13 protein-coding genes and 1 tRNA gene are annotated in these 14705 nt (G+C 70.7%); 6 read left to right on the plus strand and 8 right to left on the minus strand.

The features are described 5' to 3' along the window. Window positions 1-6 precede the first annotated feature (6 nt). Both kdsA and AC11WY_RS07400 read left to right on the plus strand, forming a co-directional pair. Window positions 7-840, plus strand: coding sequence for a 3-deoxy-8-phosphooctulonate synthase (kdsA, locus tag AC11WY_RS07395; protein WP_482924032.1), 834 nt, complete (start codon window positions 7-9; stop codon window positions 838-840). Between the two features lie 3 nt (window positions 841-843). After that, window positions 844-2340, plus strand: coding sequence for a phosphomannomutase/phosphoglucomutase (locus tag AC11WY_RS07400; RefSeq protein ID WP_482924034.1), 1497 nt, complete (start codon window positions 844-846; stop codon window positions 2338-2340). Between the two features lie 165 nt (window positions 2341-2505). Here the strand turns inward: AC11WY_RS07400 and AC11WY_RS07405 are convergent, their stop codons facing one another. Beyond that, window positions 2506-3675: a BaiN/RdsA family NAD(P)/FAD-dependent oxidoreductase gene (locus AC11WY_RS07405; RefSeq protein WP_482924035.1), complete on the minus strand. Its 1170-nt coding sequence runs from the start codon at window positions 3673-3675 to the stop codon at window positions 2506-2508. A 98-nt stretch (window positions 3676-3773) separates the two neighbouring features. On the opposite strand from AC11WY_RS07405, the gene AC11WY_RS07410 reads away from it, so the two are divergent. Together AC11WY_RS07410 and AC11WY_RS07415 are read left to right on the plus strand one after the other, a co-directional pair. Next, window positions 3774-3848, plus strand: a tRNA-Gln gene (locus AC11WY_RS07410). Window positions 3849-3930: 82 nt separating this feature from the next. After that, a complete protein-coding gene (locus AC11WY_RS07415; protein WP_482924140.1) occupies window positions 3931-4383 on the plus strand; it encodes a hypothetical protein in 453 nt (150 codons plus the stop codon). A gap of 59 nt (window positions 4384-4442) precedes the next feature. Here AC11WY_RS07415 and mobA read toward each other — a convergent pair whose 3' ends face one another. From mobA to AC11WY_RS07440, 5 genes are all read right to left on the minus strand, one after another. Next, complete coding sequence (mobA, locus tag AC11WY_RS07420; RefSeq protein ID WP_482924037.1) at window positions 4443-5081, minus strand: molybdenum cofactor guanylyltransferase MobA; 639 nt, start codon at window positions 5079-5081, stop codon at window positions 4443-4445. Beyond that, on the minus strand, window positions 5074-6402 hold the full coding sequence (locus AC11WY_RS07425; RefSeq protein WP_482924038.1) for an aspartate aminotransferase family protein: 1329 nt from the start codon (window positions 6400-6402) through the stop codon (window positions 5074-5076). Before AC11WY_RS07425 ends, mobA begins: the two co-directional genes overlap by 8 nt. Window positions 6403-6483: 81 nt before the next feature. Further along, a complete protein-coding gene (locus AC11WY_RS07430) occupies window positions 6484-7791 on the minus strand; it encodes a DUF1513 domain-containing protein (RefSeq protein ID WP_482924039.1) in 1308 nt (435 codons plus the stop codon). Between the two features lie 524 nt (window positions 7792-8315). Then, the gene (locus AC11WY_RS07435; RefSeq protein ID WP_482924041.1) at window positions 8316-8675 is read right to left on the minus strand and encodes a helix-turn-helix domain-containing protein; all 360 of its coding nucleotides are present in this window, start codon (window positions 8673-8675) and stop codon (window positions 8316-8318) included. After that, the gene (locus AC11WY_RS07440) at window positions 8672-9544 is read right to left on the minus strand and encodes a S1C family serine protease (RefSeq protein ID WP_482924042.1); all 873 of its coding nucleotides are present in this window, start codon (window positions 9542-9544) and stop codon (window positions 8672-8674) included. Before AC11WY_RS07440 ends, AC11WY_RS07435 begins: the two co-directional genes overlap by 4 nt. 139 nt (window positions 9545-9683) lie before the next feature. Between AC11WY_RS07440 and AC11WY_RS07445 the strand changes: the two genes are divergently transcribed. Together AC11WY_RS07445 and AC11WY_RS07450 are read left to right on the plus strand one after the other, a co-directional pair. Beyond that, window positions 9684-10706 carry a hydroxyacid dehydrogenase gene (locus tag AC11WY_RS07445; RefSeq protein WP_482924043.1) on the plus strand — a complete coding sequence of 341 codons (1023 nt, stop codon included), beginning with the start codon at window positions 9684-9686 and terminating at the stop codon, window positions 10704-10706. Window positions 10707-10726: 20 nt separating this feature from the next. Next, window positions 10727-11833, plus strand: a complete 1107-nt coding sequence (locus tag AC11WY_RS07450; protein ID WP_482924045.1) for an HPP family protein — start codon at window positions 10727-10729, stop codon at window positions 11831-11833. Between the two features lie 95 nt (window positions 11834-11928). Here the strand turns inward: AC11WY_RS07450 and AC11WY_RS07455 are convergent, their stop codons facing one another. Then, entirely contained in the window at window positions 11929-14001 is a 2073-nt protein-coding gene (locus tag AC11WY_RS07455; protein WP_482924046.1) for an oxidoreductase, read from the minus strand. Continuing rightward, window positions 13994-14665: a DUF1028 domain-containing protein gene (locus AC11WY_RS07460; RefSeq protein WP_482924047.1), complete on the minus strand. Its 672-nt coding sequence runs from the start codon at window positions 14663-14665 to the stop codon at window positions 13994-13996. Before AC11WY_RS07460 ends, AC11WY_RS07455 begins: the two co-directional genes overlap by 8 nt. Between the last annotated feature and the right edge of the window lie 40 nt (window positions 14666-14705).

The raw sequence follows: 14705 nt of genomic DNA on the forward strand, positions 1-14705 counted from the left end.
TGCTGCATGAAGGACGTGACGATCGGCGGGCTGACCGTCAGCAACGACCGCCCGCTGACGGTGATCGCCGGTCCCTGCCAGATCGAAAGCGCCGACCACGCGCAGATGATCGCCGGGGTGATGAAGGAAGCCTGCGCCGCCTACGGCGCGGGCTTCATCTTCAAGGCCAGCTACGACAAGGCCAACCGCACCTCGCTGTCGGGCAAGCGCGGCATCGGGATGGAGGCCGGGCTGCAAATCCTCGCCGGGGTCCACGCCGCGTTCGGCGTGCCGGTGCTGACCGACGTGCATGATGCCGCCCATTGCGCCGAGGTGGCGGCAGCGGTCGACGTGCTGCAGATCCCCGCCTTCCTGTGCCGCCAGACCGACCTTCTGCTGGCCGCCGGGGCCACCGGCGCCGCGATCAACATCAAGAAGGGCCAGTTCCTCGCCCCATGGGATATGGACAACGTCGCCACCAAGGTCGCCTCGACCGGAAACGAACGCATCCTGCTGACCGAACGTGGCACCTCGTTCGGCTACAACACCCTGGTCGCCGACATGCGCGCCCTGCCCCGGATGATGCAGACCGGCTATCCGGTGATCATGGATGCCACCCATTCCGTGCAGCAACCCGGCGGGCAGGGCGGATCGTCCGGCGGCGACCGCCGCTTTGCCCCGGTGATGGCGCGGGCGGCCGTGAGTCTCGGGATTGCCGGGGTTTTCATCGAAACGCACGAAGACCCGGACAATGCCCCCTCCGACGGCCCGAACATGATCCCGCTTGCGCAGATGGCGCACCTGCTGGACACGTTGATGCAGTTCGACCGCCTCGCCAAGGCCGAACCGATCAGGATCTGACCGATGACCGCGCCACATTCCAGGGTAACGCCCAACACCTGGGCCTTCCTGAATGAACCGATGATCGCCCCCACCGGCTTTCGCGAATATGACGCGCGCTGGAAATACCCCGAGCAGATCAACCTGCCCGGCATCCAGGCGCTCGGCCTTGGCCTCGGCACCCAGATGCAGCGGCACGGGCTGGTGCCCGAGATCGTGGTGGCCAACGACTACCGCGACTATTCGCTGGGCGTGAAGAATGCGTTGATCCTCGGGCTGTTACAGTCCGGAATTCGCGTGACCGACATCGGCACCGCGCTGTCGCCGATGGCCTATTTCGCCCGCGATCATCTGGGCATCGACGCGGTGGCGATGGTCACCGCCTCGCACAACCCCAACGGCTGGACCGGGGTCAAGATGGGCTTCACGCCGCCGCTGACCCACGGGCCGGAAGAGATGGCGGAACTGCGCGACATCGTGCTGGGCGGCCACGGCATAGCGCGGCCGGGTGGCAACCTGACCCGCGCCGAGGGGGTGAAGGCGGCCTACCTCGATGATCTGTGCGGCGATTTCAAACTCTCCCGCCCGCTCAAGGTGGTTTGCGCCACCGGCAACGGCACCGCGGGCGCCTTCGCCCCCGAATTGCTCGCCCGGCTGGGTTGCGATGTCGTGGCCCTGCACACCGGGCTCGACTACACCTTCCCGCACTACAACCCCAACCCCGAAGCCCTTGAAATGCTGCACGACATGGCCGCGGCGGTGACGGCGACGCAGGCCGACCTCGCGCTTGGCTTCGATGGCGACGGCGATCGCTGCGGCGTGGTCGATGACGAGGGCGAGGAGATTTTCGCCGACAAGGTCGGCGTCATCCTCGCGCGCGACTTTGCCGCGCTCTACCCCGGCGCGATCTTCGTGGCCGACGTGAAATCCACCGGCCTCTTCGCCTCCGACCCGGTGCTGAAATCGCTGGGTGCCACCACCGATTACTGGAAAACCGGCCACAGCCACATGAAGCGCCGCGTGCATGAGCTTGGCGCGCTTGCCGGATTCGAGAAATCGGGCCACTACTTCATCGCGCCGCCGATCGGGCGCGGCTACGATTGCGGGATGCGCGTCGCGGTCGAAATCGTCAAGCTGATGGACCGCCATCCGGGCCAGAGCATGTCCGGCCTGCGCCGTGCGCTGCCGGTGACCTACGCCATGCCCACCCTGTCGCCCTACTGCCCCGACACCGAGAAATACGCGGTGCTGGAACGCATCATGGGCCGGCTGGAGGTGATGCGCGCCGGTGGCGGCACCCTCGGCGGCCGCGCGATCACCGGCATCGTCACCGTCAACGGCGCCCGCGTCATGCTGGAAAACGGCGCCTGGGGTTTGGTGCGGGCCTCGTCGAACACCCCCAACCTCGTCGTGGTCTGCGAAAGCCCGGACAGCGAGGCCGAACTGCGCGCGATCTTCGCCGATCTCGACGCCGTGATCCGGGCCGAACCGCAGGTCGGGGACTACGACCAGACGTTCTGACCTCGCCCTGTCGTCCTTGCGCCCGCCTGTCATCCCCGCGCAAGCGGGGACCTCCCCCCGATTTCCCCGCCCCGATTTCCCCCGAACGTCGGTGCACCGTCGGTGTGTTTTCGGTGTGGTTTCGGTGCGGTTTCGGTATCGACCTTTTCCGGCCGTCCCAAGCCCTTACACCACCTGCCCCGCCGCCCAGCCCGAGGCCCAGGCCCACTGGAAGTTGTAGCCGCCCAGCCAGCCGGTGACGTCGACCACCTCGCCGACGAAATGCAGCCCCGGCACCGCCTTCGCCATCAGCGTGCGGGCGTCGAGCGCGGCGGTATCCACGCCGCCCAGCGTCACCTCGGCGGTCCGGTATCCCTCTGATCCGGTGGGCAGAAGCTCCCAGCGCTGTGCCAGCGCCGCCAGCCGCTCGAGGCTTGCATTCGACTGCGCCCCCAGCGGCCCGTCCAGCCCCGCCAGCGCCTCCAGCCGCCGCGCCAGCCGCTCCGGCAGATGGCGCGCCAGCGCGGTGCGGGGCGCGGATTTGGGGCTTTCGGCCCGCGCCTGCCGCAGCGCAAGCGCAATATCTCTGTCCGGGCACAGGTTCAGCGTGATCCCCTGCCCCTCGCGCCAGTAGGATGAGATTTGCAGGATTGCCGGGCCCGACAATCCGCGATGCGTGAACAGCACGGCCTCGTCGAACGTCATTCGTGCGCAACCGACCCGCGCCGCAGGCACCGCCACCCCCGCCAGATCCGCGGAAAATTCCGGCCCGAAGGTCAGCGGCACCAGCGCGGGCCGGGTCTCGGTCACCGCCAGCCCGAACTGCCGCGCGATCCGGTAGCCCAGATCGCTCGACCCCATCTTCGGGATCGACTTGCCGCCCGTCGCCACCACCACGCTGGCGGCCGCGATCACCCCGCGATCCGTTTCCACCCGGAACCGCCCGTTCTGGCCGATCGCCTGCACCGCCGCGCCCAGCCGCAGGTCCACCCCCGCCCGGCCCATGTCGCGCCCGAACAGGTCGACCACCTGCCGCGCCGAGCCGTCACAAAAGAGCTGGCCCAGCGTCTTTTCATGCCAGGCGATGCCCGCGCCCTCGATCCGGTCCAGCATGTCGCGCGGCGTGAACCGGCCCAGCGCCGACAGCGCAAACCGCGGATTTTGCGACAAAAACCGCTCTGCCCCGCGGTTGAGGTTGGTGAAGTTGCAGCGCCCGCCGCCCGAGATGCGGATCTTCTCGCCCGCCGCGCGGGCCTGGTCGAGCACGATCACCCGGCGGCCGCGGCGCCCCGCCTCGACCGCACACATCATGCCCGCCGCCCCGGCGCCGAGCACCACAACATCGACCGTTTCCATGCCGCCGCAATAGCTTGCCGCCCGCGCCCCCGCAACGCCGCAAATTCATCAAAACCCCCTTGCGGCAGTCCGAGGGCTTCGCTAAACACCGCCGCAGTTGGGGCGTCGCCAAGCGGTAAGGCAGCGGTTTTTGGTACCGCCATACCTAGGTTCGAATCCTAGCGCCCCAGCCAGCGCATTCAGGGTCCATCGGTGGCAAGACACGGCCCTGGACAGCAAGTCCATCCCGAACCCGAAGGTGTTCCGTCCGTGAAAATGCGTGTCCTGAGCTGTCTTTGCCTGCTGTCGGTCAGCGCTGCCTGCGGCAGCAAGACCGTCGATCTGCGTCTCTATCCGGTGGCGGGTCCGATCGCGACGAACGACCCGTCGCAGACCATCACCATCGCGCTCGGCCACCAGAGCGCTACCTCGGGCGACATCGCCTTCCGCCTGCCACCGCCCACGAGGGCGCGCTGCAAGGGCACCTGGACCTCGGTCGCCCCCAAGATCGTCTCGCATGAGCGTGGCCTCGCACTGACGCTGCGCGACACCGGCGGCAGGTACACGAATTCGACCAAGGACGTGGGCGGCATCAACTCGGGCGAGATCTATGCCGTTTGCAACGACGGCACCCGCGTGCAGGGCACCTTCATCACCGGCTCCGGCACCGAAAGCGGCACCGGCACGGTCACCGACAGCCTCGGCAACAGCTACAAACTGCTGTTCTGACGCCGGATGTCGCGCCAGCCCGGATCGCGCCCGTCAAACGGGAATGCGTTTCGCGGCCCTCAGGTCGCGCCGGTTGCCAGCATCGCCTCGGCCTCGGCCAGCTCTTCGGGCGTGTTCGCATTGAAGAACGGGTCGGGCGCGCCCGCCTCATCGGGGGTGAAATCGACCTCGGCCAGCGGGTGGCGCGCGGCCCAGACCTGCACCTTGCGCGAGTCGCCTTGGGCCAGCCAGTCGGCCAGGTCGCCCCGCAACGCCAGCGGCCAGAGCCCGAACACCGGCTGGCAGCGGCCGAACGAGCGGGCCAGCACGATCCGCCCCTCTGCCGCCTGATCCAGCAACCGCGCCACCAGATCACGCGGAAAGAACGGCGTATCGGTGGCCGCCGTCGCCAGATGGGTCAGCACCGGATCGCGGGCGGCCCAGACCATGCCCGCCAGCACCCCGGCCAGCGGTCCGGCAGACCCCGCGACGGTGTCCGCCAGCACTGGCAGGCCGAACGCCCGGAACAGCGCCGGGTCGGAATTGGCGCTGATCGCCAGCGGCCCGACCTGCGGCGCCAGCCGGTCGATGACATGCGCGATCAACGGCCGCCCGCCGAGCAGGCGCAGGCTCTTGTCACCGCCACCCATCCGCCGCGACTGCCCCCCCGCCAGCACCAGCCCGGCCACCCGCACCTCAGCCCCCCGGACCTCAGACACCGGTGGCCACCCGGATCGCGCGGCCGAGTTTGTCGACCAGTTCGCCGATCTGGGCGTCGTCGATGATGAAGGGGGGCGCCAGCAGCACATGGTCGCCGGTGACGCCGTCGATGGTGCCGCCCATCGGGTAGCAGATCAGCCCGGCCTCGAAGGCGGCGGCCTTGACGATCCTGTTGACCCCGCGGCCTGGGTCGAACGGTGCCTTGGTCTCGCGGTCCGCCACCAGTTCCAGCGCGCGGAACAAGCCCCGCCCCCGGATGTCGCCGACATGCGGATGCTGCCCGAACGCCGCCCGCAGCGCGGCGTCGAGCCTGTCGCCCATCTCGCGCACCCGCGGCAGCAGGTTGCGCCCCAGCACCGCCTCCAGCACCGCCCGGCCTGCGGTGGCGGCCAACGGGTGGCCCTGATAGGTGTGGCCGTGCTGGAAGAAGCCCGACCCCGCCGCAATCGCACCGTAGATCGCGCCCGAACAGAGCATCGCGCCGACCGGCTGGTAGCCCGCCCCCAGGCCCTTGGCGATGGTCAGGATGTCGGGGGCAACGCCGTCTTCGGCGCAGGCGTACAGGTGGCCGGTGCGCCCCATGCCGCACATCACCTCGTCGAGGATCAGCAGAACGCCATACCGCGTGCAGATCTCGCGGATGCGGGCGAGATAGCCCGGCACCGGCGGCACTGCGCCCGCGGTGGCGCCCACCACGGTTTCGGCGACGAAGGCCATCACCGTTTCGGAGCCGAGGCGAAGAATCTCGGCCTCCAGCTCATCCGCCACGCGCAGGCCGTAGGCCTCGGGCGTCTCGCCGTCGCGGCGGTCGCGGTAGGCGTAGCAGGGTGCGATATGGGTCGTTTCCACCAGCAGCGGCGCGAACTGGGCGCGGCGCCAGGCGTTGCCGCCGGTGGCCAGCGCGCCCAGCGTGTTGCCGTGATAGCTCTGCCGCCGGGCGATCACGCGGTGGCGCCTCGGCTCACCGATCTCCAGGAAAAACTGCCGGGCGAGCTTCAGCGCCGCCTCCATCGCCTCGGACCCGCCCGACACGAGGTAGACCCGCGCGATCCCCTCGGGCGCATGGGCGATCAGCAGGTCAGCCAGCGCCTCGGCGGGCTCCGAGGTGAAAAAGCCGGTATGGGCAAAGGCGAGCGCGTCCAGTTGCGCATGCAGCGCCGCGCGCACATCCGGATCGGAGTGGCCAAGGCAGGACACCGCCGCCCCGCCCGAGCCGTCGAGGTAGCGCTTGCCCTCGGCGTCGATCAGATAGCAGCCCTCGCCGCGCACCGCCGTGGGTGGTCTGGTCCTGGTCGAACGGCCGAAGATGTGGTCGGGCATGGCGGGGCCTTTCGCGAGCGCGCGCAGGACGCCCGGCCCAGTGATGCGCGAAAGCCCCGGCCGGGCGCAAGGGGGGGCGCCTCAGACCGCCGCGATGTGGCTGTGGCCGAACAGCATCGGATAGTGGCACAACTCGCGCTGCACCGCGTGCTCGCCGCGGGTGAAGACGAACAGCCCCTGCCAGTAGCCCGTCACCGCGTAGTGCACACCGTCGGGCAGCAGCACCAGCCCGCAGGGATAGCGCAGCCCCAGCGCGGCGGTGTCGATCGCCCGCTTCAGCGCGCCGGTCTGCGCGTCGAACACCATCACCCGCTGCGACGAGGGGAAGGTGGCGATCACCTCGTCGTGGTCGGCGTCGTATTTCACCGACAGGCCGTGGCGCATCAGGTCCGCCACCGTCGCATCGCCGCACACCGCCCCGGCGGGCGTGCCCGCGTGGAACAGCAGCGGCGTGGCGGGCAGGAAGCATTGGCCGGCGTCGGCGGTGATGTCGGCTTCCTCCGCCACCTCCGGGTCGAGATAGCGCCGATCGTCGCCCGTGCGCCCCAGCCGCACCCGGATCGCGAGGACGCGCGCATCGGGCGTGACCGTCAGGTGGCGCAACTCGGTTTCCGGTGCGGTCGCCGGATGCTTTTCCACCAGCGCGCCGCTGGCCAGATCGACGATCGTCACGCTTGCCTCGACCACATCGCGCGGCGGATCCAGACTGCGGCGCCCCGGCGGGGCAACCGAGCCGTAGTTGGCCACCGCCGCCTGCTTGCCGCCCGGCAGCAGCCGGATCTCATGCGGGTCGATGCCGTGGCAGGGGATCGTGTCGAGCACCTTGAGCGTGACCGGATCGCGCACCGCGATCAGGCCGTAATGCGCCTCGGGGTGGCCGGCGTAGCCCTTCAGCGGTGCGCGCTCGGTGGTCAGCAGCACGTCCCCGGATTCCGAATGGATGCCATGCCCGCCGCCGCGCCAGCCCGGCTTGGGCGGGCGGCCCTGGCCGATCTGCTCCAGCGTTTCCGGATCGAAGGCGACGTGATGCGCGGCACCCGGCTCGGCGCCGTAATCCATCCGGCCGAAGAAGCCGCTCTTGCGGTCGGGCGCGATTTCCACGTCATGCCCCTGCACCGGAAAGACCGCCTGCCGGATGCCACCGTCCGGCCCGATCCGGGTCAGCAGGCTCAACTGCCCGGCCCCCTGCCCGTGGTTCTTCGTCTTGCGCCACCAGCGGTCGGCAGCCATGCCGTGCAGCACCGCACGATCCGGCCAGTAGCCGGGGATGTAAAGCGTGGCCCCCGTTCCGGCCGAGGCGGGCACCGGGGCGGCGATGCCTTCAGCGACCACGGGTCGCGGCAGCACACCCACAGCGACCAGCGCCGCAAGGAAGGATCGTCTGTCCATAATGGCCTCCTTCGCACACCCACCCGACCGGTCGCCGGGCCCCCTGGGCGTTGGGGCCAAGGCTAGCCAGCGCCACCACGTCCCGCGTTGACACAGGTCAAGGCCGACATGTGTCCGGCGCCCCGCGCCCGGACGCGGACCAGATCGGCACCGCCTCGGGCTCTGTTGTTCGCCGTGCCCCTGCTGCGGCAAAAGGGGTTGAAGTTCGGGGCGCAAAAGGTGCGTCGACACCCCAGATGCAAAGGGTGGACAGTGGCACGTCAACGGGCACCGCGGTCGCGGGTCTTGCGGCGGTCGCGGATGGCCGGCGCGTCCTCGCGGCATTGGCGCGTGCGCGGGTCTTCGGGCTCGGCGCCATCGTCTTCGCCATCGCGGAGATCCGCCGCAGCGACAACGCGCGCGCCAACGGCGGCGTGCTGTCCACCCTCATCATCGCGGGCATCGCCTCGACGCCGCAGACCGCAGCCGCAGCCGCCCGACCGATCGATCTCGATGCGACACCGCGGCGCGCGCCCTTTCCGCCCCTACAACTCGATCAGCCGCAGCCGCGCCGCCTGCGCCACCGCATCGGTGCGCCCCGAGGCATCCATCTTGTCCATCAGCGACCGCACATGGAACTTCGCGGTATGCACCGAAATCCCCAGCCGCCGCGCGATCCCCTTGTTCGAGGCACCCTCGGCCAGCAGCGCCAGCACCTCGCCCTCGCGCGGGGTCAGGGCGGTGGTCGGCTCGCTACGCGGCGCCGGGGGCGGGCCGATCACCGCATCGGCCTGCGCCGGATCGGCCACCAGCCGCAGCCCCGGCACCCCCGCCAGCAGCGCCGCCAGCCGGTCGGCCAGCGCCGCGTCGGCCAGCGTCAGCGCAAGGGTCAGGGGCTCGCTCACGCCGCCGGCCTTTCCCCCACGGTGACGGAGACGCTGGCCGCGCCGCCTGCGCGCCGCAGCCCCAGCACCATCACCCGGCCCACACTCTCCGGCCCCAGCGCCCCGGTCAGATCCTGCACCCCCCGGATCGGCGCGCCATCAAGGCTGACCACGATATCGCCCTGATGCAGGCCCGCCGCGGCACCCGGCCCGCTGGCGTCAAGGCTGACGACCATCCCCGCCATCCCGTCGTGCCCGTCCACCGCCACCGGCTGCAGGCCGACGCCCAGATAGCCCCGCGCGATCCGGCCGCCGTCCGCCAGCACCGCCGCCACCCGGTCCACCGTCGCCATCGGGATCACCAGCGCCCGCCGACGCGGCCCGAACGCCGCCATCCCCAGCGCCGCGCCGTCCACGCCGACAACCAGCCCGCCCTCGGCCCGCCGGTCGAGCCGCAGCGCCAGTTCCACCCGCGCGTCGATCACCCCGCCGCGCATCGACCGCCATGCGGCACCCGCCCGGCTGACGACACCGAAGGCGGCCAGCACATCGCCCTCGGCCCGGCCCAGCGCCAGCGCCAGCGCGCCCGCCTGCGCGACAGCGCTGGCCGTCACCGCCTGCCCGCCGTCACCCTCCAGCTTCAGCAGCGCCACATCGGTGGAGGCATCCCGCCCCCGCAGCCGCGCTGCGACCGTGGTGCCATCCGCCAGCGTCACGCTATAGCCGTCGTCCTCGCCCAACGCCTCGTCGGCCGTCACCACCCAGCCCGGCCGCCAGACGAAGCCGCTCGCCCGCGTCTCGCGCCCCTCGACCGCCACCACCACGCCACCCGCCGTCGCCGTCAGCGCCGCCAGTTCGCCCGAAACCGCCTGCAATGTCTGTCCGTCCATCTCATGCCTCCATCTGCCTGCCCTTGAGTATGGGGGCGCGGGCGCGGCAATCCACCTGCCCGCATGGTCAGGCCGTTGCACTTTCCCCCTTCTAACTGCCCGGCCGCCGCGCCTAAGGTGCCGCCAACCGGAGGACGCCATGCCCAAGCCCATCGTCATCGCTGCGCCCGAACCGCGCAGCCTCGATCTGATCTTCACCCCCGCCGCCCGCGCCCGCCTGCACGACGCTTACGAGGTGGTGGAGACCGGTGCCGACACGCTGGACGCGCTGCCTGACGACGTGCTGCGCGAGGCGCGCTACATCCTCGGCCAGCCGCCGCTGTCGGAACTGACGCTGATGCGGCTTGCCAGCCTGCGGGCGGTGCTGAACGTCGAGTCGAACCTGATCGACAACATGCCCTATGCCGAACTGTTCCGGCGCGGCATCCACGTCGTCACCACCGGCGCCGTCTTTGCCCGCCCGGTGGCCGAGCTTGGGCTCGCCCTCGCGCTGGACCTGTTCCGGGGCGTGACCGAGGCCGACCTTGCCTTCCGCCAGCGGCGCGAGCTCTGGGGCAGCGACGGCAACGCCAGCGCGCGCCTGCTGACCGGGGCCGAGGTCGGCATCATCGGCTTCGGCGACCTCGGCCGCAGCTTGCGCGAGGTGCTGACCGGCTTTCGCCCCGTCATCCGCGCCTACGACCCCTGGCTGCCGCCCTCGATGCTGACCGAGGCGGGCGTGATCCCCGCCGACCTCGACACCGTGCTGAGCGCAAGCGACGTGGTCTTCGTCACCGCCTCCGTCACCACCGAAAACCGCGGTTTCCTGAACGCCGAGGCCTTCGCGAAAATGCGGCCAGGCGCCGCCTTCATCCTGCTCAGCCGCGCCGATGTGGTCGATTTCGACGCGCTGATGGCGGCGGTCGCCGCTGGCCACATCACCGCCGCGTCGGACGTGTTCCCGCTCGAACCGCTGCCGGCCGATCACCCGGTCCGCGCGATGAAGGGCTTCCTGCGTTCGGCCCACCGCGCCGGGGCGCTCGATGTCGCCTTCAAGCGGATGGGCGACATGGTGCTGGAGGATATGGCGCTGATGGATCGCAGCCTGCCGCCGCTGCGCTGTAAGCGGGCGGAACGCGAGACGGTGGCGCGGATGCGCTCGCGCCCGGTGACGCGGAACTGACGGCGCCTGTGCGAACCCGGATGTTTCCCCCCGCCCTGACCCGCCTTGGTCACGCCCTCGGCCCCGCCATCGGCGCCCCGCACCCGCGCGAGGTGTTACGGGCCTCGGCGGGCGCCGCATTGGGGCTGGCCGTGCTGGCCGCCTTCCTGTTCTCTGTGCTGGTCGACAAGGGCACCGGCCTCTTTCTGATCGCGCCGCTCGGCGCCTCGGCAGTCTTGATGTTCGCGGTGCCGAACAGCCCGCTGGCGCAGCCGTGGTCGGCGGTGGTGGGCAACACGCTTTCGGGCCTGGTCGCCTGGGCGGTGGTCAGCCTCGTTCCCGACCCGGTGGCCGCCGTCGCGCTGGCGGTCGGCGCGGCGATCCTGATCATGGCGCTGGCCCGCGCCACGCACCCGCCGGGCGGCGCTGTCGCGCTCTTGTCGGCGCTGAACGCGCCGATGGTGCGCGAGATGGGGCCGCGCTTCGCGCTGGTCGCCGCCGGGGGCGGCACGCTGGCGCTGGCGCTGACGGCGATCGCCTGGAACCGCGCCACCGGCCGCGTCTACCCGTTCCGCCAGCCCGCGCCCGGCGGCGCGCACGGCACCGCCGACCCAGCGCCCGAGCGGCGGCTGGGCCTGACCGCCGACGAGTTGCGTCAGATCCTGACGGATTTCCGGCAAGACGCGAACCTTGGCCCCGAGGACTTCGCCCGCCTGATCGAGGCGGCCGAAACGGCGGCGGCGGGCCATCGCCTCGGCGCGCTCACCTGTGCCGGGATCATGTCGCGCGACCTCGTGACGGTGGCCCCGGATACGCCCCTGTCCGAGGTGGCGGACCTGTTCCGCCGCCACGGGTTCACCTCGCTGCCGGTGACCGAGGGCGGTCGGCTGACCGGCATGATCTTCCAGATCGACGTGATCCGGCAGGCGTTTTCGGATGGCATGGCGACAGCCGCGGCCGACACCATCGCCGAGCGCGGCATCCCCACCGTCGCGCCGCAAACCCCCGCCGCCGCACTGATCGCGATGCTGAAGGACGGTCAGGCCGAGGCGGTGCCGGTGCTCGACGATGGCCGCCTCGTCGGCATCGTCACGCGCTCCGACCTCGTTTCGGCGCTGGCGCACGACTTCGTGCCGCAGGCGGGCTGAACGGGCCGAAACGGTGCCAACGTCGGTGTGGTTTCGGTGTGGTTTCGGTGCTTTTTCGGTATCCCGATTCCGCAACCTTCCCAACGCCTTGCGCGCTAATCCTCCAGTCGCGCCACTTCGCGCCGGAACGACGGCGCATCGCCCCGGTCCGGCTCGTCCAGTTCGCGCGCATAGCGGTGCCCGGCATAGGTCGCCCAGGCGATCGGACCCGGCGCGCAGGCGTCGCCGATGACTTTCACCGAGAGGATGCCCGCGTCGGCCCAGTCGCCTTCCCGCGCCTCAAGGTCGTGGAACAGCGCATCCTCCGACCTGCGCGAGGCCACCACCACCACCGCATCGCAGCCGATGTGGCCGCGCGCATCGGTATAGCTGCAAGAGGTTTCCACGCCGTCGCCAAGGATCGCCGCGACCCCGGTGTTCAGCACGATCCGGACCCCCAGCCCGGCCAGCCGCCGGTGGATCGTCGCCTGTTCCAGCGTGTTGCGCGCCCAGTCGCTGACATGGGGCGCCGGCGTCACCAGCGTGACCCGCGCCCCCTTCTGCACCAGCAGTTCCGTCAGAACGCCCCCCATGTAGTAGTGGTCGTCATCATAGACGACCACATCTCCCCCCGGCACCTTGCCCGCCATCAGATCGTCGGGCGTGAACACCGGCATGGCCGGGTCCATCGGCATCGCCACCACATGCTGCCGCGCCACCCCGTCGCGCCGCCAATGCGAGCCCGTCGCCACCGCGACATGCTGAAACCCGAACTCCAGCACCTCGGCCGCCGTCAACCGGCTGCCCCGGTAAATCTCGACGTTGGGCCGCTGCGACAACTGGTACTGCCGGTAATCGACCACCCGGCCCCAGGCCGACAGGCCGGGCAGCTTGCGCTCGCGCGTCACCCGCCCGCCGATCGCCTCGCCCGCCTCCGCCACCGCGACGTCGTAGCCGCGCAGGGCCAGCGCCCGCGCCGCCTCCAGCCCCGCCGGGCCAGAGCCGATCACCAGAACTGTGTCGCTCAACCCCTTGGGATTCATGCGTTCCGGGTGCCAGCCCTTGCGCCATTCCTCCATGAAGGTCGGGTTCTGCGTGCAGCGGCTGATCGACTGCGTCATGTCGCCCGACACGCAGACATTGCAGCCGATACACTCGCGGATATCCTCGATCCGCCCTTCGGCGATCTTCTTGGGCAGGAACGGATCGGCGATCGAGGGCCGCGCACAGCCGATGAAATCGAGCGTGCCCGAGGTGATCATCTTCACCATCACATCCGGGCTGGTGAACCGACCCACCCCGACGATCGGCTTGTCCGACAGCGCGCGGATGCCGCGCACGAGGTCATACTGCGCCGCCTCGTCCTTGAAGCGGGACGGGCCGGAACAGGCCTCCCACGTCCCCTGCGCCAGATCCCACAGGTCGGGCAGATCGCGGTTCATCTCGATGAACTCGCGCAGCTCGGCGTTGGAAAAGCCAAGCTCGCCAATGGTTTCGTCCAGAGACACCCGCAGGCTTAACCCCATCGTATCGCCCACCGCATCGCGCAGATCGGCCATCACCTCGCGCGCAAAGCGGGATCGGTTCTCCAGATTGCCGCCGTATTCGTCGGTGCGCTGGTTGGTGGCGCGGCTCAGGAAATGCTGGAAGATGCCGAAGCCATGCGCGCCGTAAAGGCAGATCAGGTCGAACCCCGCCGCCCGGCTGCGCTTCGCCGCCGTCACGAACCAGCGCCGCAGGTTGCGGATATCGGCCTTGTCCATCGCGCGGGCCTGCACCGGATCGTTGGTGAAGGTGCGGATCGGCAGCGCGGTCGGGGCCAGCGGCACCTCGCGGGTATAGAGGTTCGGCCCGTTGATGCCGGAATAGGCCAACTGGATCCCCGCCAGCGCCCCGTGCGATTTCATCCGGTCGGCCATCTTCGCGATCGCCGGGATGTCCTTGTCCTCCCACAGCCGCAGCTCGATGAACGGCGTGATTTCCGAGGTGTGGTGCATCTCGGTCTGCTCGGTGAAAATCACGCCCCAGCCGCCCTCGGCCTTCACCCGCCGCATTTCGGCGGCGGCGGAGGGGTCGCGGTAGCCGCCGCCGTTGCAGTGCGGCACCTGAAAGAAGCGGTTCTTCGCGGTGACCGGCCCGATCCGGACCGGCTCGAACAGCACGCCGTAGCGGTCGCCCCCGTCACTCATCCCCCGGCACCCCGTAGCTTGGCGCCGCTACCGGGTTCAGCGCGCGGGTGACGTAAGCCGTGGCTTGCGGCGCGAACACCTCCCACGCCGCCCCGAGCATCCCGATCGGATCGTCGGCCCAGTCGATCCTGAGGTCGACGAAGGGCCAGCTTTCGCGGTCCACCACCAGCAGCCCGGCCGAGCGCACGGGCCCCGCCTCGCCCCCGGCGGCCAGCCCGGCCCGCAGCGCCGCCAGCAACCGGTCGCCAAGGCTCCCCGCCGCCGCGCCGAACGCCGCCACCATCGCGGCAGGCACCCCGGCATCGGCCAGCAGGTTCCCCCCCGCCGCGCAATCCGCGCCCGTCGCCTCGGCCCAGACCCCGAGCGCGCGCGCCCCCGAATGGATCGCCACGCCCCCCGCCGCGTCCACCACCAGCAGCTGACGGTAGTCGGGATGCGCCATCCCGCGCCGCAGGATCGCCGCCGCCTCGCCCGCCGAAGCACCCCGCGCCAGCAGGTCCAGCGCCTGCGGCCCCAGCCGCGGATCGGTCACGTTCTGGCTCGCCACCGCCCCCAACCCCGCCCGCGCATGCGCGCAACGCGCCGCCACGGCGGGGCTGGAGGACGATATGGCGACCCCGAACTGGCCGGTTTCGGCGCAGCGGGCAACGATGGAAAAGGTCATGCGCGGTCTCCTTTGGCCGGGCGCCGGGGGTTTCACACCC

The sequence above is a fragment of the Solirhodobacter sp. genome (genome assembly GCF_964715405.1).